We start from the raw sequence: 21,065 nt of genomic DNA, 5'->3' as shown, positions 1-21,065 counted from the left end.
TATGTCTTAAAGGTTATTTACCTTTTGAGCTAAATCAACTAATTTATTAGAATAACCAAATTCGTTATCATACCAAGAGATTAACTTGAAGAATGTAGAATTTAATTCAATTGAAGCATCTGCATCAAAAACACTAGTTCTTTCTTCACTTACAAAATCTTGAGAAACTACAGCGTCTTCAGTATAACCTAAAACACCTGCCATAGATCCTTCTGAAGCTTTTTTCATAGCAGCTTTAATTTCTGCTAAAGTTGTTTCTTTTTTAGTTTTCACTGTTAAATCTACTACAGAAACATCTACAGTTGGTACTCTAAAAGCCATACCTGTAAGTTTTCCGTCTAATTCTGGAATTACTTTACCTACTGCTTTTGCAGCACCTGTAGAACTTGGAATAATGTTGTTAAGAGCTGAACGACCTAAACGGTAGTTTTTACGAGATGGTGCATCTACAGTAAATTGTGTAGAAGTTGCAGCATGAATCGTTGTCATTAAAGCTTCTTCAATACCAAAGTTATCTTCAATTACTTTAGAAATTGGAGCTAAACAGTTAGTTGTACAAGATGCGTTAGAAACAATTACGTCACTAGCAGTTAATTTATCATCGTTTACTCCCATTACAAACATTGGAGCATCTTTACTTGGTGCAGAAATAACTACTTTTTTAGCACCACCATCAATATGATATTGAGCCGTTTCTAAAGTTGTAAAAATACCTGTACATTCTGCTACAACAGTTGCACCAGCTTCGTCCCATTTAAGACTTTTTGGATCTTTTTCTGCAGTAACACGAATTGTTTTTCCGTCTACAACTAAATGCCCATCTTTTACTTCAACAGTTCCGTCAAATCTTCCATGAACAGAATCATACTTTAATAAGTATGCTAAATGCTCAACGTCTAATAAATCGTTGATCGCTACAACATCTACATCGCTACGTTTTACTGTTGCTCTAAATACTATTCTTCCAATTCTACCGAATCCGTTGATTCCTAATTTCAAATTTGCCATTACTTTATTTTTATATTAATTTTTATTTGTTCTTAAATTGACATGATATCAGAAACTCTTAAAAGTTCCTTGTTTATTTTTGATTTTCCTTTTACTGCTTGGTCAAATGGAGTTAATTCCATGATATCATTTTTTAGACCAACCATATAATTACTTTTTCCTGTAATTAAACTTTCTACGGCTTTAACTCCCATTCTACTTGCTAATACACGATCAAAACAAGATGGAGAACCACCACGTTGCATATGTCCTAAAACAGATACACGTACTTCGTATTCAGACATGTTTTCATCAACATAATCCTTAAGTTCAAAAACATTTTTACCGATTTTATCACCTTCAGCAACAATAACGATACTAGAAGATTTACCAGATGCTTTACTACGACGTAAAGATTCTAATAACCTATCTAAACCTAAATCTTCTTCAGGAATTAAGATTTCTTCAGCACCAGCACCTACGCCTACATTTACAGCAATATGCCCTACATCACGCCCCATTACTTCAATAAAGAATAATCTGTTATGTGAACTTGCAGTATCTCTAATTTTATCTACAACTTCTACAACTGTATTTAGAGCTGTATCATAACCTAGTGTATGTGTTGTACCGAAAATATCATTATCGATAGTTCCAGGAATTCCCATAACAGGAAAATTAAATTCTTTATTAAAAACCATTGCACCAGTAAAACTACCATCTCCACCAATAACAACAAAAGCGTCGATACCTGCTTTTCTTAATTGTTCATATGCTTTTTTTCTACCTTCAACAGTTCTGAAAGCTTTAGATCTTGCAGATTTTAAAACGGTACCACCTTTGTTAATAATCCCTTTTACACTTCTTGCATCCATTTCAATAAAATCCCCATCTATCATACCTTCATAACCTCTATAAATGCCGTAGCATTTTTTGTTATGAAATGCACAAGTTCTTACTACTGATCTAATAGCAGCATTCATGCCTGGTGCATCTCCTCCCGAAGTTAAAACACCTATTTTTTTAATTGTTTGTAGCATTGTCTAATTTATTTACAGTAAAATTAAGAAAGAATCTATAGATAAAACTGACTAATATCATAAAAAACTCAGCCGAAAATCAATTCAATCGTTTTCGTTAATAAGTATTCAAAAAAAAAGTAACTTATTTAGATATTTCATTCTTTAGTTTCCTTTTTTTCTTCTTTTATTGTCATGTAAGCAGGTAAAAAGTCATTATCTTCTGGCTCCTTTTTTTCTTTTTCTTGAGTTCCAGTTTTAACTTTTTTATTTTTTCCTGAAAAGATAATTTGAAGCAATTCCTTAAATGAATCGAATTCTACATTATATGATAGTCCTACACCTTGTGTATAGCCTATTTCTTCACCAAAATTTCTAATACTATTTTCTCTATTAAATACTTTGGCTCTTAATGTTCCGTCTTCGTTCAACAACAAATCTATTTGAACATCACCACTTATAACTGTCTGACTTGCACTGCCAAAAGGTACACCAACTTTACCGTTAACCAAAATCTTATCACTAATTTTTGTTTGAAGTGTAACACCTACTTTATTATCCGTTTGTAATTCTGGTGTATCTTGACCTATTTCAAAATCAAAACCAACATCTAAATTCCCATTACTGGTTCCGAAGAGGCTATTAACGATTCCTGTGAGTCGTTCTGAAATGGTACCTGTAAAATTAGCTCCCGTAACTCCACTTGAAAATCCACCAGACATTAAAAATATTAAGGCTTGATTGTCTCGTTCCTCTTTTGAAGAAAGCCTATATTCTAACTCGGATTTCACAGTAGAACTTACGTTTGGAAATCTAAATGCAAATTGAGGGTCTGGTTGTTCTAATTTACCTGTTAAATGAATTTCTACTTCAACATCAATACTTTGATTAATAGGGTTATCTAAAAGAACTGAAGGGTTTGCATTACCTGCATAAAGTGCTTTTAAATTAATTTCAGCCCCCAAAGGATCACCTTCCCAAACAATACTACCTCCTTGTTCAACTTTAAATTTCTTCTCTACAAAACCACCATATTTAAAATTATAAAAACCTTCTAAGACTACAAAATCCCCCCACATATTAAAGGTTCCATTAGTGTTAATTAAAAAGTTTAATCCACCTACACCTTTTCCCTTAATGGTACTTCCAGCTTCTTTATCTATTACAATTTCTATGGTTGCATTTTCATTAACATTTAAATCGAAATCTAACACTAACCCTTTAATTTCTATCTGCTCTGTAATTTCACCTTTTAATCTCGTTGCTTTCTCTTCTGGGCTTAAAAAATGGATAAAAGAGTTATCACCAAAGCTTTCTGAATCATTTAAAGGTATAAAAAACTCGGTTCCAGATTCTGTCCTTCCATTTATAACTTTAATGATTAACTGTTGAGTTGGCCCCTTTATTTCTGCTTTACCAGAAATAAATCCGGTACCATAATATAATTCATCTTCCGACTCTTCTGTATCTAAAACTAAAAGTCGGTCCGTAGTTAATTCTAATCCTAGTTTCCAATCTGAAAAATTATCGTGGGCAATAAAACCATTTAAGTTTCCTTTAGAAAAGTACTTAGAATCTGTCATAGCAACATTATTAAAAATGAATTGCTGACCTCTAAGCGATACTTTAGAATCAAAATCAAAACCATAATCTACATTTAGATACGGAATAGACAAACCTGCACGATCGAGCATTAACTCTCCATAAATAGCGGGTTTGTTTAAGCTTCCTCTAACATTTGCAAAACCAGAAACTAAACCTCTAATATTATTAATAACACCTTCTCCTAATGGGTTTAATGGATCTAGCATAAACTCCTCGAATGTTACATCTAAATCTATTGTTGGATTTTGATTAGAGACATCAATCATTCCCTTAGCTTCAAATGATTTTAGATTATCATTAATTAAAGAGACATCTACATCATAATTAGTAATGGAATTATTTCCTTCAATTTTAGCACTAAGATTTCCTAAATCATAATCATTAACAAATAATCCACTTATTTCTATATTAGATTTTGGTAAATAAACACCATCGGTTTCTACGACATCTAATTTACCATTTACAATACCTTTTAATGCTAAACTATCTATACGAGGTGTTATTTTAACCAATTCAACATCCTTAAAATCGACATTAAAGTTTTTATTTAAAGAATCTTTTACCGTTCCTGAAACTAATATTTCTTCATCATCGTGAACTATACTAATCGGAAAAACATTAAAAGTTTTAAAATCTCTATCAAATTGTACTTTGTTTAAACTGTCTCTTTTCGAATTTAAAAACCATCTATACCCTTTAAATTTGACATTCGATCTGTTAATCCCTACAACGGATTTGTTCGTTTTATCTATCGTATAAAATAGATTTAAATCAAATTTATCAGTGTTATTTTCACCTCCTTTAAATTCAGACTTAATAAACAAAGTATCTCGTTTTGTAACATTAATAAGACTAAATTGAGATGCATTATAAATACCTGTACTAATACTATCCATCTCGATATAAGTATTATACAATGGATTACTATTATCTATTTCTACATTAATATTATTAGCGAAATAATCTTTAAATTTTATTTCTGGCGAGTTAAAAGTAAGTTCGAATCCTTTTTCGTCTGTTTCAATCCGACCTTCTATAAAGGTGTTTTTTCCAAGTGTTAAATCCTTAAAAAATACAGCTGCAATTTTAGAATATATGTTGAATCTAAAACTAAGATATTGACCTTCATCAACCACATTTGGTACATAATTAGTATAAATACTCCCAACAGAATTTTCAACTAAGCCAAGAATATCTTTGGTTTTAAACTGACCTGTTATTTCACCATCTATAATATCTGGTGAGTTTATAGAAATTGTACGTTCCTTATTTTCAAAAGAAGATACAATATCAAAATCTTCAAATGTGTAATCATTATCTTGATTTTTATACGTTGTATTTTTAATATTAATTGCTCCAACAGCATTATCTAGAGTTATACCAGTTGCAGTCATTGTAACTAATCCTCTAAATTCTGCAATACTATCTCTCGTTACAAAATTTAAATTAGTAAGATTAGCATAACCAACGTTAGCTTTAAAATCGAATTTTTTTAGATCTTCAGAAAAATCAGCTAATCCATTAAAATCGAGTTGAAGGTTTAAATCTTCAACTTGTAAAACTCCATTAAAAATACTATTACCTAGATCACCTGAAAGTACAATGTCTCTATAAGTATAGTTGTTGTAATTTAAAACAGAAACTCTACCTTTCACCTTGGTATTTAAGTTTTCTATGGTAAATCCTTTCCCATTAACATCGAGATCTAATGTTGTGTTTTTAACTAAAGGATCATTGATTAATTCACCGATATTAAATTCGTCTAAAATAACATTACCAACATAACTAGCATTATCTATATTATCTATATCAGTCAGTTTTAAATTAGATTTTATAAAACCTAAATCAGTATCTATCTCTAAATCTGCTTCAACACTTTTAGCGGTAATAAATGATGTTCCATTGATTTTAAAATTTCCAACTTTAGAAATTACTGTTGGAATAGAATTCCCCAAAAGGCGTGGTAATAACGCCGTTAAATCTCTATAATTAGAGGCTAAATTTTGAAAATCACCATATAAAGCAAAACTATTTTTTTCACTACTAAATAAATTTTTAAATGTAATATCTCCTAAAATCCTAGTATTACTACTTGTGCTTACATTAAGGTTTTTAGCTTCAAGATTATTTAATGTCCCTGATAAATCCGCATTAAAATTAGCATGCTGATCTGTACCAAACTCATCAAAAAAGGCATTTAACTCTGTTAAAGAAATATTTGAATCTCTAAAACTAGCTTCTACATTAACCTTGTCTGTAAAATGTTTAAAATCTTCTCTATTGTAATTAAACCTTAAATCACCTTTTAATTCTGAAGCATCTGTTTTTATATTCAGATTTCCAAAATTCATATGATTTAAAGTATATTCAAAATTTGCCATTAAATTATTAACAGCAATACCTCTACTATCTTTAAAACTAAATTTATTAATACGAGCTCTGACTTCAGGTCCGTTAATTAAAAAATTGGTTGTATTGGCATTTAATTCCGTGAATTGAAAAATTTGTGGAGTTTCTAAATTCTCATCAATCAATCTAAACACACCATCTTGTATAGAAACATCACTAGAAGAAAACAAAAACTCACTTGGTCCGACTCTTGGATTATCTGAATCGAATTTTGCGACAAACACATCTAAATTTGTGTCTTTTTCTCCTTTATAAGTTTTTAAATTAAAAGCTACATTTTTAAGATCAATATCTCCAAAATTAAGCTTACTGTTATATAAATTTCTAAAACTAACAATTGAACTATTAAGCTCTCCTACACTAATTAAGGTATCTTTCTTGTAATCTTTAATTAAAATTTCTTTTAATTCAATATCTCCATTGAGCTGAAGACCTACACTCCCGATATTTATATTTGTCTTAAAATCATTATTAACTCGATCTGTAATATACCTACCTAGCTTAGTTTGTACAGCAGGAATTGAAAGTATCAAAAACAAAATAAACAAAAGGAGGAGTATTATCCCTGCCAATTTACCTATTATTTTGAGTATCCGTTTGATAGATTTTATGAGTTTTAATGTGTGAATTCTTATTACCTTTGCCTTTACAATACGTTGTTAAATATAGTAATGGACTATAAACGGTAAAATTAACAATTATTGTGCCTAATATCTACTATGAAAAAAGAAAATATTTATATCCTTGGAATTGAATCATCTTGCGATGACACCTCTGCTGCAGTGCTATGTAACGACAAAATTTTAAGTAATGTTGTGGCTGATCAAAAAATACACGCAGAGTACGGAGGCGTTGTACCAGAATTGGCTTCACGCGCACACCAACAAAACATTGTTCCTGTTGTACACCAAGCCATTGAAAAAGCAGGGATTAAAAAAGAACAATTACATGCAATTGCATTTACAAAAGGCCCAGGATTAATGGGATCTTTACTTGTGGGGACTTCTTTTGCTAAATCTTTAGCCTACGGATTAGATATTCCTCTTATAGACATCAACCACATGCAAGCTCATATTCTGGCGCATTTTATTGATGAAGAAGATCACAAAAAACCACCTTTTCCATTTTTAGCTATGACAATTTCTGGCGGACATACCCAGATTGTTAAAGTAACGAGCTATTTTGATATGGAAGTTTTAGGCGAAACTATTGACGATGCCGTTGGTGAAGCTTATGATAAAAGCGGAAAAGTTTTAGGCCTAGGTTATCCTGCAGGACCAGAAATAGACAGACGTGCACAATTAGGAAACCCAAAGGCTTACAAGTTTACAAAACCGAAAGTAGATGGATTAAAATTTAGCTTTTCTGGACTAAAAACAGCTATTCTTTACTTTGTTCAGCGCGAAGTAAAAGCTAATCCTAATTTTATTGAAGAAAATCTTAACGATATCTGTGCCTCTATACAATACACCATTATTGGTATTTTAATGGATAAATTAAAATTAGCCGTAAAACAAACCGGTATTAATCATATTGCTATTGGTGGTGGAGTGTCTGCTAATTCAGGAATAAGAAAAGCATTAAAAGATGCTGAACAAAAATTTGGATGGACAAGCTACGTACCTAAATTTGAATACACTACAGATAATGCTGCAATGATTGCTATTGTTGGCTATTTAAAATATTTAGAAAAAGATTTCTCTGATTTTGATGTTATGGCTACAGCGCGTTTAAAATTGTAATTACTTTAATTTATTAAAAAATAAAAAAATATAATAACGGCCTTTAACTCTCTATTTTTTAAATTGTTAAAACATCTGTTAATATCTTATTAGCTTTACTTCTATATTAGTTTAAAATTTAGTTGTTTTGTACTCAACCCAAATTAAATAAAAAAATTAAGCATGAAACATCTTTTTACACTACTATTTTTACTACCATTAATCGGTTTTTCGCAATCTGAATTAGAAAAACAATTAGATTCTATTTCTACACCAGAACAAGCCCAAATCTTTTTAAAAAAGAACAAACCTAAAAAAGGAAAACTATTCACTTTTAATAAAGCAAAACATAAAACCAGATTAGCTGACGAGTTATTTAGCATGGCTAAAGGTGGAAAAAAAGTAATTAAAACAGACTTTAAAAAAACGTTTTACAAAGTTATTGACAAGGCCGATGTTGATTATGCAAAATTTAGAATTATTGAATTTAAAGCCGCTAGCACATCAGATGAAGAAGCAATATCTAGACGAAAAAAGGTATTATCACAATACATGCAAGGGTACCGTTTTAAAGACTTAGCAAAACACAACTCTGAAGGATCAACGGCTAAAATGGGTGGTGATACCGGATGGATTAAAGAAGGTGAAATGCCAAAAGCTTTTGATGCTGTTGCTTTTAAAGAAAACCACCCTCTTGATGAAGCTTTTATGGCAGATGACACAGAGCATAAAATCTATTACCTGATTGTAAAAACCGAACCTATAACATTAATAGAAGAGGTTACTGTTTTAAAATTTACTGAAGCTATTGAATAATGCAATTGTTCTACAACCAACATATCACAGAAAACGATTCCGACTTTAATTTCGATAAAGATGAAAGTCGGCATATTGTAAAAGTTTTAAGAAAAACCATTGGTGATACCTTACAGATCACCAATGGTAAAGGTTGGCTTTTTGAAGCAGAATTAACTTTAGCAGACCAAAAAAAATGTTCTGTAAAAATTCTTTCTAAAAGCTTACAACCAAAACGAAATTACAATCTTCATTTAGCTGTTGCACCAACAAAAATGAATGATAGATATGAATGGTTTTTAGAAAAAGCAACCGAAATAGGAATTGAAACTATTACACCTATCATTTGTGACCACAGCGAAAGAAAAGTAGTAAAATTAGAACGGTTTGAAAAAATTCTTCAATCTGCAACCAAACAATCTTTGCAATATTATTTACCTAAGCTTAATGAACCAATGAGCTTCAAGGATTTTATTAGTCAAGATTTCACGGATCAAATCTTTATTGCACATTGTGAAGAAACAGATAAAAAATCTTTAAAATCTCAATTAAAACCAGCAAGCAACTGCACTATCTTAATTGGTCCTGAAGGAGACTTTAGCATTAAAGAAATTGAAATGGCGTTGCAACACAATTTTATTCCTGTAACTTTGGGTGAAACACGTTTACGTACAGAAACAGCAGCCATTGCCGCTTGTCATTCTGTCGCTTTTTTAAATGAATAAACACATGAGAATCATATTCACGCTATATTTTACCTTTTTTACTGCTTTATTGTTTTCTCAAGATGTTGCCATTGTAAAATACAAAGGCGGAGGAGATTGGTATAGTAACCCAACAGCATTACCTAATTTAGTAAAATACTGTAATGACAATATAGATACTAATATTAATGAAAATGTTCAAACGGTAGAAGCAGGAAGTATTGATATATTTCAATTTCCTTTTTTACATATGACAGGGCATGGAAATGTATTTTTTAGTGATGATGATGCCGAAAATCTAAGAAATTATCTTATTTCTGGAGGATTTCTTCATATTGATGATAATTACGGAATGGCTCCTTACATCACTAAAGAGTTGAAAAAGGTATTTCCTAATAGTGAATTAATCGAAATTCCTAAAGATCATAAAATATTTAGTTCTGCTTTTAACTTCCCAAATGGCTTACCAAAAATCCACGAACACGATGGAAAAGCACCACAAGCATTCGGTATTTTTAAAGACAATAGATTGGTTTTATTATTCACTTTTGAAAGTGATTTAGGAGACGGATGGGAAGACCCTGAAGTACATAATGACCCTGAAGACGTCAGAGAAAAAGCACTTAAAATGGGTGCTAATATTGTAAAATATGTTTTTGAAAATTGAATTCACCTTTAGAAAAAAGATAATCATATTACAATTATTCACCACGGACTAAAATGCAACTTAACCACTATAATACCAACTTCAAAAAACACAAACACCCCATAAAGGTTATTTGCGATAATGTAAGCAATGCTCCAAATATTGGAAGTTTATTTAGAATTTCAGATGCTTTTGGTATTGAAGAACTAATATTTTGTGGTGAAGATATTCAACTTGGAAAACGCATGAATAAAACATCGCGTTCTACAGAAAAATACGTTACACACTCTATAAAAGAGAATATTGAGAACATTATTGAAGATTTAAAAAATAATAACTATTATCTTATTGCTCTAGAAATTTCAGAAAATAGCCAAGCTTTAAATGAATTTAAACTTACAACCAATCAACCAATTGCTTTAATTTTAGGTGATGAAAACTTTGGAGTATCTGAAACTATTTTAAAACAAGTAAATGCAACTGTACATATTAATATGTTTGGAAATAATAGTAGTATGAATGTTGTACAAGCCACAAGTATTGCACTTTACGAACTAACAAAACAACTAAATTTCTAAATTTGCCTTGCTAAATTTAATTCAGCATCTTTGAGTAAATAAAAACAGATGGAATCTAAAACAATATCTAAAGGAATTTTAAGAGCATTAGGAGTTGTTATTGCTACTCTTGCTGTTTTATATTTCCTTTTCAAAATTCAATCGGTAATTGTTTACATTGTTATTGCTGTCGTGATCTCTTTAATCGGACGACCAATAATACTATTTTTAAGAAATAAACTAAAATTCAATAATACTATTGCTGTTGTAACAACAATGCTTTTACTCATCGGACTTTTAGTTGGTCTTGTAGGACTTTTTATTCCTTTAATTATTGAACAAGGTCAGAATTTAGCATTACTAAATATTGATCAACTTCAAAGTAATTTTGAAGATTTATACGATCAAATTATTACTTATTTTCAATTTAACCATATTGATTTAGAACAATCCATAAAAGATTCTAGCCTATTCTCTAATTTAGATTTTGCAATTATACCAAATTTTCTAAATAGCTTTATCAGTGGATTAGGTAGCTTTAGCATTGGTTTATTTTCTGTTCTTTTTATCTCTTTTTTCTTCTTAAAAGACAGTAAATTGTTTGAAGATGGTATGATGACTTTTATTCCAAAAGGAAATGAAGAACGTTCAAAACGTTCATTTACAATAATTAAAGATTTATTATCACGCTATTTTGTTGGACTTATATTTCAAATTTTAATTCTATTTATAATCTATACTATTGTTTTACTCCTTTTCGGAATTGACAATGCTATTGTTATTGCTTTTCTTTGTGCCCTTTTAAATTTAGTACCTTATATAGGACCATTAGTTAGTGGTTTTTTAATAATGCTTTTAAGTATGTCTAGCAACTTAGGGGAAAGCTTTAGTGATGTTATTTTACCAAAAACAACTTACGTAATGATTGGTTTTATCTTTGCTCAGTTAATTGATAATTTCTTTAGCCAACCATTTATATTTTCTAAAAGTGTAAAATCTCACCCTTTAGAAATTTTCTTAATTATTATTATTTCAGGCATCTTGTTTGGAGTTGTAGGAATGATTGTTGCCATACCAACTTATACAGCACTAAAAGTTGTTTTAAAGGAATTTTTATCAGATTACAACATCGTTAAAAAACTTACTAAAGGTTTATAATTTAAGTTTGAACAGATCCATATTAAATATTGAAATTCAAGAATTTATAAACAAACATATAGATTCTAATCCTTCAGAATTATTATTGAAAGGTTTACCATTTGAAAACGTAGATCCTAAATTAATAATAGAACAGATTGAGGCTAAAAAACGTTGTCAAAAAAAACTAAGTACTTGGTTTCACTCTGAAAATATATATTACCCTAACAAATTAAATATAGAACAAACATCTTCTGAAGTTACAGCAAAATACAAATCGTCTTTAACCACAGGAGACACTATAATTGATCTTACAGGCGGATTTGGAGTAGATGCTTATTACTTTTCAAAACAAGCAAAAGAAGTCACCCATTGCGAAATTAATACCGAACTCTCAGAACTCGTAGCGCATAACTTTAAAGCGTTAAATGTTTCAAATATTAATTGTGTAAGCGATAACGGTATTGAAACTCTAAAACGTATTAACAAGCCATTTGATTGGATTTATATAGATCCATCTCGAAGAGATCATTCTAAACAAAAGGTCTTTTTACTTTCAGATTGTGAACCCAACATTAAAACCTATAAAAATGTATTTCTAAAATACTCTAAAAACGTGATGATTAAAACATCACCTCTATTAGATTTAACAGCGACATTGTTAGACTTAGATAATGTAAAAGAGATTCATATTGTAGCTGTAAACAATGAGGTTAAAGAATTACTTTGGATTTTAGAACGCGACTTTAATGATAATACCATCGTTAAAACAATAAATTTAACAAAAACAGGTAATCAGCATTTCGATTTTAAATTTAAGGACGAACCATTTTCTAAAGAAACTTACAGCTCACCACTTACCTATTTATTTGAACCTAATGCTGCTATTTTGAAATCTGGTGGTTTTAATTCTATAAGTGAAATATTAAGCATAGATAAACTACACAAACATTCTCACCTCTATACTTCTGATACATTGGTAGATTTCCCTGGTAGACAATTTAAAATTGAAAAAATACTACCTTATAATAAAAAAATCATTTCTAAAGAACGTATTACAAAAGCTAATATAACTACACGAAATTTCCCAATGCCAGTAAGTGATATTAGAAAAAAATTAAAAATTAAAGACGGAGGATATATATATATGTTTTTCACAACGGATTATGAAGACACTAAAATAGTTTTAGTATGCTCTAAAATTTAAGGCTTGTTACAAACAATCTTATTGAATTACTCAACCATTATTCTTCATAGCTTTACTAATGCCTATTTTTTTAAGTTCTTTTTAAAATCAATAATCGCATATTAAAAAAAACGTTGATGATTTATATTTCATAAATTGGGTTTACTTAAATCAAAAAAATATTTTACATAAAAAAACATGCAAAACTATACACCTGATAAATAAATAGTTAAAAACACAATTTAAAATAATGTTCTTTTTTCAATAAAAAAGTTGTAAAAAAGTTGTGTTATTTTAAATGTTAATGTATATTTGCACCCGCAATTAAAGACATATGTTCTTTTAAATACTGGAGAGGTGCCTGAGTGGCCGAAAGGAACGGTTTGCTAAATCGTCGTAGGTGGAAACACTTACCCAGGGTTCGAATCCCTGTCTCTCCGCAAAATTTACTACAGTAATTGCACTGTAAGTATTTTTTAAGATAACCAATTCGGGGTGTAGCGTAGCCCGGTTATCGCGCCACGTTTGGGACGTGGAGGCCGCAGGTTCGAATCCTGCCACCCCGACTTTTATTGAATTTTTAGAGTTTTACTCTAAATGGTCGCATAGCTCAGCTGGATAGAGCACCTGCCTTCTAAGCAGGCGGTCGAAGGTTCGAATCCTTCTGCGATCACAAAAAGCCTTAACATTTATGTTGAGGCTTTTTTGTATCTAAAAAACACTCACATCATCCTGTAAATCAAAACCATACACCTTTTTATTATTAACAATAACAAGTCTGAATTGAACAACAATTATGATTAAATATTAATTATTAAGTGAAATTATTTTTATAAGATTTCTCGATTACGCACACTTTACGCACACAAATTGATTTTTAACACTATTTTAATAAAATATGGTGGCAAATACCACGAATATAATTTCGATTACAATTTAGAGTCTATTTAAAACTCTCATTCTATCCGAGAATTGAGAAAATTAAATCCTAGTAATTTTGTTTTATTTAAACGAATAGGCCATCACTAAGCTAATTACTTAGATAATTAGTCACTTTAACTTTATATAAATCTCCAATAAAAGGCACTCCACCACTCTACTTTAAATTTATTAGGCTATACCCTATTTCAACCCTCATATATACACGTCCTTGTTTGTGTATTTAATTACAATATGACTACAACCTTTTACAAACACACTTAAACCTTATCTTTACTAGGGTAAAACACAATATAATCGTGCTACAACGACGCTATAAGCATTACATAACCACGCTATAACCTGTTACTTTATATTTCTGCTTTTTGGACCTAGATACAGACTAATGTTTGAATAGAAATCCTTAATTAATGGTTGACTTGACAATAGGATTTGCAGTAAATAAATTTTCTATAGATAATATTTATAAAAGTTTACCACATTCTACCAGTAATTTTTCTAGATGAACCGACCACAAGCTTAAAGTCCATAAAATAAAAAAAAGGACGTCCTGTAATTAAACACCTATGGTCATTTATAGCAGACAAAGACTATAACACTGAAGCTATTAATACCATGTTCCATGAACAAAGTTGGTTTGATCTGTATAGGGTTTTGGTTATTATAAATTGGCTATTACGGTTTACCGTAAGTTATTTAGAATAGAAGGTATTAACTTGGCTTTTAATGAAGCGCAGCTGTACGTAACTTTACGAATAGTTTTTATTAGAAATAGAATTAACTTCGTAGCTCGTAATTTTAAATATTTAAAACACTGGCTATTACCTACCTAATTAGTGGATATGAGTGATAAAAGTTATGATATAATACATTGTGCTTCATACTTAAAATGAAACCTAGAAAGCGTTGACGAAAAAGAAATATTTACGAGTACTTTCTTCAATAACTTCACTCTGTGTATCTGAATCAGCTCCGTAATTTACAAAATATGGATGATAATTAGCTTTTACATATTTAAACGTAAGTTCAAAGGGAACTAATATTTCTTTTAAAGTATGTTTGTATTCACCTTTTAATGAATAATTATCCTCAGTTGCTCCTGCGCTAATAGCTAGACCAATTTTCTTATTTTCTAATTTATAGCCACTTTTACTGCCAAAAGCCCACCCATAAATTAAAACTTCATCAAACCATTTTTTTAAAAGTGGTGGTGAGCTAAACCAATATAAAGGAAACTGAAAAATAATTTTATTATATTTTTCCATTAATTTTTGCTCTGCTATTACTTTAATTTTTTCATCTGGATAAACTTTGTATAATTGATGAATGTCAAAATTATTTGGATATTTCTCTAATTCCTCAATCCACCTTTTATTTGTCACTGAATTTTCTATATTTGGATGAGTTAGAATTATTAAGGTCTTCATATTTTAAATCGTTAAATTTCCGATACAAAAATAAACTCCTATATTTAATTATTTAAATGAACAACCAATTGTACGATACTAACAAAAATGTATGTAATGTCTAAAATCAAGGAAACATCCACAAACTTTGCCAATAAACAAGCTTTAGCTAATGAATGTCTTGAAGTTTATTCTACAAATATCATTGGTGGCCAATGGTCACTACCTATTTGCTATGCTTTGTTAAGTGGTAAATTACGGTTTGGAGAAATAAAAAAGGTTTTACCGAACATAACGGAAAGAATGCTTACGTTAGAACTCAAAAAATTAGAGAAAAATAAAGTTTTGACTCGGAAAATTTATCCAGAAGTTCCACCCCGTGTTGAATATGAATTAACGACCATTGGTTATGAGTTAAAACCAATAATTAAAGAACTTGAAAATTGGGCTATAAAACATAAAACAATATTGTAAAAGTACTAACGCACAACAAAGTACTATGGCAAAAAACAAATAAAAACTCATTAATTTTTAACTAATGTACTTTTATAGTTTCCATCATATATTAATCCTGATTTAGCAACTGTAAAAGCCTGTTTTAGCAGTTTATTACACACTGCAATTAATGCTCACTTTTTGCTCTTTCCTTTAGATACAATTTGTTCATAATGATCTCGGCAAGCCTTGTTTTGTTTACAAGCATTAAAACTGCACATAAATAATAAATTTCTCAGTTTCTGATTTCCTATTTTACTGATTCGTGGCTGTCCACTTACCCTACTCCCACTTTGTCTTATTACTGGTGTTAATCCAGCGTAACTACAAAGTTCACTTGCTCTTGTAAAACGATCAAAACCGCCTGTAAAAACAACTAACATAATGGCTGTTTTAGGTCCTATTCCTGGTATAGTTTTTAAGCGCGTTAATAAATTTTGATATTCTATTTTTATTAAAATCAATAGCTTATCTTCTAAATCTGCCATCTCATTTTGTAGTTGCTTTAAACTATGTATTAAAGATCTCACAACCACTTTACTTGGATTACCTAATACATCTTCACCGTGTAGTTTGTTTTTTAGTATAGTACTTTCTTTTGTATACACAGAAAGAGTTCTAACAATTTGAAGACATTCTATCTCATTCTTAAAATTACCTTGCCAAAGCTTTAATTCTAACTGCTGAGCATAATCGCAGATAAGTTTAGAATCACTTTTATCGGTCTTAATTTTAGATAATTTCATCTGTATAAAACGTTTAACGGCTAATGGGTTTTCTACAGAAATTTTAATCCCAGATTCTAACAAATGGTAAGCCAATTGATAGTGATAATAACCTGTGCCTTCCATGACGCAATGTCTATTAGAATCTAAGAGTTTCGAGTACTTTTTAAAACCAAACTCATTGTTTTTAAACTGGTAGTAATTACCATTTGAATCCGTGACATCGAAAACTAAACGACTAATGTCAATTTATTCATCTTTTATTATTTTATTTTAGGAATTCATGATGTGCTTCGCAGTTCAAAATATTTAATATATTTATTCATAAGAAAATGTTTTTTTTTGATAGGACGACTACCCGAGTTTCAACGACTTAAAATCGAGGTCTAAAAGTCTCATAGAACTGTACGAAATCTGTGTAGTAAAAGAGAAGGGATTTTCAATGTTGACGAAGTCGAAAGCTTCTGCGTATATATCAACCTTTCTCTCTTTTGTTCTTTCTAATTTATCCCTAAATTTAATGAATTGTAAACTTAAGCCTTGTATAATTCATTGCTAGTTATAGTATATTTACGAAAGCCCTCGTGGCCTTTCTATCTATGTTTTATTTGCTAAATCTAATACTGAAACACGCAACAAAATCATACACAAATACTTTATATGCAAGTTGAAAAAAAATCTAAATGTTCGAAAAGACTTTAATCAATTTCATTCTCAATTTGTGATTTACAAATTGCTATTTGCTTTTTAATTGCTTTTAATTCTTTCATTTTCTCTTCTATTTGCAGTAATTTTTTATTTAAAACATTAATTTTTGCTGTTTTACTTAATTGCTTCTTATACCAAGCATCAACAACCTCTTTTATTTCGGCTAGAGTAAAACCAACAGCTTTTGCCATTTGAATAAATCTAAGTTTTTCGATGGTTTCTTCATTATAATAGACATAATTATTGGTGGTTACTTCTTTCTTAGTTTGACCACTAATAAGTCCGCTTTTTTCGTAAAAACGAATTGTTCCTATTGGAATTCCTGTTTCTTTAGAGAGTTGATTTATTAACCTCATTTTCAAACGCTTAAAAAAAATAATAAACTATACAGTATACTACATACTTGTAGGTTGCAAACATACTCCTTAATTTTGCACGTTACAAGTTGAGAACTAAAATAAATTTGATTATGAACAGACGGGAAATCATAAAACATGGAGGAATTGCATTAACAGCATTAGCAATGCCTTTTCCATTAACAACATTTACAAAAACTTAATAGTATGACAGATAACAAAAATTTTAACTCCGAAGAATTAATCAAATCCTTACCAGATTTCACCAATCATTATACTGAAGTAAATGGAACTAAACTACACTATGTTATTGGCGGACAAGGCAAACCATTGATTTTAATTCCGGGATATCCTGAAACTTGGTGGGCTTATCATAAAGTAATGCCAATACTTGCCAAAAAACATCGTGTTATAGTTGTCGAAATGCGAGGAATGGGAAATTCAGACAAGCCGATTGCTGGATATGAGAAAAAGAATATGGCTAAGGATATTTTTGAACTTGTAAAAAAGTTAGGGTTTGATAAAGTGAATATTGGTGGACACGATATCGGTGCACACGTAGCATTTAGTTTTACAGTAAACCATTCAGAGACAGCATCCAAATTAATTATGATGGATACACCACACCCCGATGCAGGAATGTATCATTTGCCAATGTTACCTGTTTTGGGAGCAAATTATCTTTATCCTTGGTGGCTTGCATTCAATCAGGTAAAAGAACTTCCCGAACAACTTCTTGAGGGACGTATGAATATCGTTATAGAATGGTTGTTTAAAAACTTATTGAAAGACCAAAAAAGTATGAATGATTTCGACAAATCCGCGTATGCTTCTGCTTATAATAGCAAAGATGCAATTCGGGCTTCAAATGCTTGGTATCAATCTTTTCCTCAAGACATTGAAGACAGCAAAACGTACGAAAAAATAAACATACCAGTATTGGGCATTGGTGGAAGTGGATATGAAATGTTACAAATGTCATTAACAAACTCTACAACTGACTTACAACTCAAAAAAATAGAAGATTGTGGACACTTTATTCTTGCTGAAAAGCCAAATGAAACGGCAAAGCTTATCTGTGACTTTTTGGAATAAATAACGTCCAAGGACAGAAAGTTAAAATAAACAAATAGCCAGGCGAAAAACTTTGAGTCCAAATAAATGAAATTTTAGGCTTATCTATTTTCAGAAGAATTATAATCAATAATTTTGTAAATTGTAATAAAATAAAATATTAAGACTGAGGAAAAAGTCTGCATATAACAAGGTATAAAAGCAATAGCGGTTCGGGTGTAAACTCGAATCACTATTAATTTTAATAAGTATCTTGTAACACGAAAAGCAAGAGTATTTAAACCGCTACTGATCTTATACTAACCGTAGCCAATTAAAAAAAACAGAATGTCAATAACAAAAGAATCAGAATTAATCGGAATGAAAAAAATTAGTGAAGTTGTTGGAACTACACTGAAATTAATGAGAGAATATGCTAAAATAGGAATGTCGACTAAAGAACTGGATGAATATGGAGGTGAAATTCTAAAGAGTTATGGTGCTAAATCAGCACCTTATGAAACTTATGGATTTCCTGGTTATTCTTGTATAAGTATAAATAATGAAGCGGCACACGGAATACCATCAGAGAAAAAAATATTGAAAGAAGGAGATTTAATTAATATTGATGTTTCTGCGGAACTAAACGGTTTTTGGTCTGACAATGGTGGCTCTTTTGTTCTTGGAAAAGACATTCATAATCACCAACCTCTTGTAGATGCTTCTAAAAATATTTTACGCAAAGCAATAAACAATACCAAAGGCGGAGTAAAAATTTCTGAAATTGGATACTTAATAGAAACCGAAGCAAAAAAATCAGGATTTAAAGTCATTAAGAACTTGGCTGGTCACGGAGTCGGTAGAAGTTTACACGAAGAGCCTGAAAATATTTTAAACTACAGAGTTAAAAGTAACGGAGAACGATTCAAGAAAAATACAACAGTAGCAATAGAAACTTTTATTTCAACAAATTCAACTGTTGCTATTGAATTGAATGACGGTTGGACTTTAGTCGGAAATAAAGGTGGATATGTAACCCAACACGAACAAACAATACTTGTAACTGATAAATATCCTGTCATTTTAACAGCATCGAATGAAATTTGGAATTAAATAACTGGCTACAACAAAGTATAAAATTAATGGCTAGTTCTCGCCTACTTACGAAAATCCTCGCAGATTTTTGCTACGCACAGTTCGCTACGCTTTTGTCTATTTGGTTGGTATTTGCTAAATTCGTTGCTTAACCACGTAACTAATCTTATTCAAAACCCTTGTGCGGCATGCAACTCCCCCTCTGAAAAACATGAACGAAGAAAAAAATATCCAATCCCTTCTCAATTTTATAGAAATATAATGTAGACTTCCCCTTTTTGTAGGCTTCACTAAAAAAGGACGTCCTGTAATTAAACACCTAACCCCATTTATAGCAAACCAAAACTATAGCATTGAAACTATTAATACCACGGTGCATAATCAAAGCGGGTTTGATCTGTATAGGGTTTTGGTTATTATGCATTGGCTATTACGGTTTACCGTAAGTAATTTAGAATAGAAGGTTTTATCTTGGCTTTTAATGAAGCGTACGTAACTTTACGTATAGGTTTTATTAGAAATATAATTAACTTCGTGGCACATGACTGTAAATAATTAAAACACTTGCTATTACCCACTTAATTTGTGGGATATGAGCGATAAAAGTTATGATATAACAAGTTACCATAAATACAAAAAAACTATGATAGAAATCGGAACAAGATGTAAAATTAATTTAAGCGAAACTGAATATATAATTACAGATGTTAGGAGAAAAAGCATTACTGTGAAATTAAATGAAGATACGACTCATCAGATGATTGATTATCTAGTCGACTTGAAAGAAATAGAAAACCCTGAAATTATAGTTAAAGATATATCAATAACGAATATTAGTACTTTTTAAATGAGTTTTTCTTTTAGTGATTTAATTGATTTTAGCAAAATTCCAGTAAAAATTTTTATTTTATTTGGTATAGTAAGTGGTATATTATTATTTGGATCTGAAAATTTTATTGAACAATTGAAACTTTCAGAATTTGAGAAAGAATATGGAAAATATTTTGGAATTATATTTATAGTTTGTATTGCTTTTATAATTCTCTCAATCATTTATTTTATAATTTCAAAAATAAACAACAAGTCTTTTAAAAGAAAACTAAATAAAGAAGTTACTGAAAGTATAAAAACATTAGACCTTTATGAACAAAGTGTTTTAAGAGAATTTTTTATAACAGGAAGAACAACAATATCAATGCCAATGGATAATCCAGTTGTTTCTGGACTTATGGACAAATATATATTAACAAGAAAATCTGATATAGGAAGAGGATTATATTTTGCAATGTCTTTAACTAAAATAGCAAAGAAAAATTTAACAGAATTTGATTTAGGAGCAAGAAAAAATATGTCTGAATCGGAAAAACAACAATTAATTAAGAATAGACCTGAATGGACATCAGATTATTTATACAATAATTCGAACAAGTAAGAAGTACTTATGGTAACAAAGTACTGTGGTAAAAAACAAGTAAAAACTTATTAATTTATTGCTAAAGTACTTCTGTAATTATTATCATAG

General features: G+C 30.2%; 17 protein-coding genes, 3 tRNA genes and 1 pseudogene. 15 read left to right on the top strand and 6 right to left on the bottom strand.

Features of this window, described 5'->3' with window-relative positions; translation table 11 throughout:
- Positions 1 to 6 precede the first annotated feature (6 nt).
- From gap to HSX10_RS16780, 3 genes are all read right to left on the bottom strand, one after another.
- On the bottom strand, positions 7 to 1,008 hold the full coding sequence (gene gap, locus HSX10_RS16790; RefSeq protein ID WP_173589409.1) for a type I glyceraldehyde-3-phosphate dehydrogenase: 1,002 nt from the start codon (positions 1,006 to 1,008) through the stop codon (positions 7 to 9).
- Positions 1,009 to 1,040: 32 nt separating this feature from the next.
- Positions 1,041 to 2,027: a 6-phosphofructokinase gene (gene pfkA / locus HSX10_RS16785; RefSeq protein WP_173589408.1), complete on the bottom strand. Its 987-nt coding sequence runs from the start codon at positions 2,025 to 2,027 to the stop codon at positions 1,041 to 1,043.
- Positions 2,028 to 2,164: 137 nt separating this feature from the next.
- Positions 2,165 to 6,592 carry a translocation/assembly module TamB domain-containing protein gene (locus HSX10_RS16780; RefSeq protein ID WP_254453262.1) on the bottom strand — a complete coding sequence of 1,476 codons (4,428 nt, stop codon included), beginning with the start codon at positions 6,590 to 6,592 and terminating at the stop codon, positions 2,165 to 2,167.
- Between the two features lie 147 nt (positions 6,593 to 6,739).
- Between HSX10_RS16780 and tsaD the strand changes: the two genes are divergently transcribed.
- From tsaD to HSX10_RS16730, 10 genes are all read left to right on the top strand, one after another.
- Positions 6,740 to 7,762, top strand: coding sequence for a tRNA (adenosine(37)-N6)-threonylcarbamoyltransferase complex transferase subunit TsaD (gene tsaD / locus HSX10_RS16775; RefSeq protein WP_173589407.1), 1,023 nt, complete (start codon positions 6,740 to 6,742; stop codon positions 7,760 to 7,762).
- A 162-nt stretch (positions 7,763 to 7,924) separates the two neighbouring features.
- A complete protein-coding gene (locus HSX10_RS16770) occupies positions 7,925 to 8,557 on the top strand; it encodes a peptidylprolyl isomerase (protein WP_173589406.1) in 633 nt (210 codons plus the stop codon).
- A complete protein-coding gene (locus HSX10_RS16765) occupies positions 8,557 to 9,261 on the top strand; it encodes a 16S rRNA (uracil(1498)-N(3))-methyltransferase (RefSeq protein ID WP_173589405.1) in 705 nt (234 codons plus the stop codon). Before HSX10_RS16770 ends, HSX10_RS16765 begins: the two co-directional genes overlap by 1 nt.
- 4 nt (positions 9,262 to 9,265) lie before the next feature.
- A complete protein-coding gene (locus HSX10_RS16760) occupies positions 9,266 to 9,907 on the top strand; it encodes a DUF4159 domain-containing protein (protein WP_173589404.1) in 642 nt (213 codons plus the stop codon).
- 53 nt (positions 9,908 to 9,960) lie between these two features.
- Complete coding sequence (locus HSX10_RS16755) at positions 9,961 to 10,464, top strand: TrmH family RNA methyltransferase (protein WP_173589403.1); 504 nt, start codon at positions 9,961 to 9,963, stop codon at positions 10,462 to 10,464.
- Between the two features lie 48 nt (positions 10,465 to 10,512).
- The gene (locus HSX10_RS16750) at positions 10,513 to 11,601 is read left to right on the top strand and encodes an AI-2E family transporter (protein WP_173589402.1); all 1,089 of its coding nucleotides are present in this window, start codon (positions 10,513 to 10,515) and stop codon (positions 11,599 to 11,601) included.
- Positions 11,602 to 11,608: 7 nt separating this feature from the next.
- Entirely contained in the window at positions 11,609 to 12,787 is a 1,179-nt protein-coding gene (locus HSX10_RS16745) for a class I SAM-dependent methyltransferase (RefSeq protein ID WP_173589401.1), read from the top strand.
- Positions 12,788 to 13,117: 330 nt separating this feature from the next.
- Positions 13,118 to 13,206: transfer RNA gene (locus tag HSX10_RS16740), tRNA-Ser, on the top strand.
- Positions 13,207 to 13,257: 51 nt separating this feature from the next.
- Positions 13,258 to 13,332 (top strand) — tRNA-Pro (locus HSX10_RS16735).
- Positions 13,333 to 13,365: 33 nt separating this feature from the next.
- Positions 13,366 to 13,439: transfer RNA gene (locus HSX10_RS16730), tRNA-Arg, on the top strand.
- Positions 13,440 to 14,601: 1,162 nt separating this feature from the next.
- Here HSX10_RS16730 and HSX10_RS16725 read toward each other — a convergent pair.
- On the bottom strand, positions 14,602 to 15,132 hold the full coding sequence (locus tag HSX10_RS16725) for an NAD(P)H-dependent oxidoreductase (protein ID WP_173589400.1): 531 nt from the start codon (positions 15,130 to 15,132) through the stop codon (positions 14,602 to 14,604).
- A 96-nt stretch (positions 15,133 to 15,228) separates the two neighbouring features.
- On the opposite strand from HSX10_RS16725, the gene HSX10_RS16720 reads away from it, so the two are divergent.
- Positions 15,229 to 15,585 (top strand): winged helix-turn-helix transcriptional regulator, encoded by a 357-nt coding sequence (locus tag HSX10_RS16720; RefSeq protein ID WP_173589399.1) that lies wholly within the window; start codon positions 15,229 to 15,231, stop codon positions 15,583 to 15,585.
- Positions 15,586 to 15,635: 50 nt separating this feature from the next.
- Here the strand turns inward: HSX10_RS16720 and HSX10_RS16715 are convergent.
- Positions 15,636 to 16,580: pseudogene (locus HSX10_RS16715) on the bottom strand (IS110 family transposase).
- Between the two features lie 449 nt (positions 16,581 to 17,029).
- Positions 17,030 to 17,395: a MerR family transcriptional regulator gene (locus tag HSX10_RS16710; protein ID WP_173589398.1), complete on the bottom strand. Its 366-nt coding sequence runs from the start codon at positions 17,393 to 17,395 to the stop codon at positions 17,030 to 17,032.
- 207 nt (positions 17,396 to 17,602) lie between these two features.
- Here HSX10_RS16710 and HSX10_RS16705 point away from each other — a divergent pair, with 207 nt between their 5' ends.
- The 4 genes from HSX10_RS16705 to HSX10_RS16690 all read left to right on the top strand — a co-directional run bounded on the left by HSX10_RS16705 (position 17,603) and on the right by HSX10_RS16690 (position 20,975).
- Positions 17,603 to 18,490 carry an alpha/beta fold hydrolase gene (locus HSX10_RS16705; RefSeq protein WP_173589397.1) on the top strand — a complete coding sequence of 296 codons (888 nt, stop codon included), beginning with the start codon at positions 17,603 to 17,605 and terminating at the stop codon, positions 18,488 to 18,490.
- 306 nt (positions 18,491 to 18,796) lie between these two features.
- Positions 18,797 to 19,561 carry a type I methionyl aminopeptidase gene (map, locus tag HSX10_RS16700; protein ID WP_173589396.1) on the top strand — a complete coding sequence of 255 codons (765 nt, stop codon included), beginning with the start codon at positions 18,797 to 18,799 and terminating at the stop codon, positions 19,559 to 19,561.
- 574 nt (positions 19,562 to 20,135) lie between these two features.
- Positions 20,136 to 20,390, top strand: coding sequence for a hypothetical protein (locus HSX10_RS16695; RefSeq protein WP_173589395.1), 255 nt, complete (start codon positions 20,136 to 20,138; stop codon positions 20,388 to 20,390).
- A complete protein-coding gene (locus HSX10_RS16690) occupies positions 20,391 to 20,975 on the top strand; it encodes a super-infection exclusion protein B (RefSeq protein ID WP_173589394.1) in 585 nt (194 codons plus the stop codon).
- Positions 20,976 to 21,065: the final 90 nt, after the last annotated feature.

The organism is Winogradskyella undariae (assembly GCF_013285155.1).
Lineage (GTDB): Bacteria > Bacteroidota > Bacteroidia > Flavobacteriales > Flavobacteriaceae > Winogradskyella > Winogradskyella undariae.
Note: the sequence above shows the minus strand (reverse complement) of the source record. Positions and strands in the feature narration are given on the sequence as shown.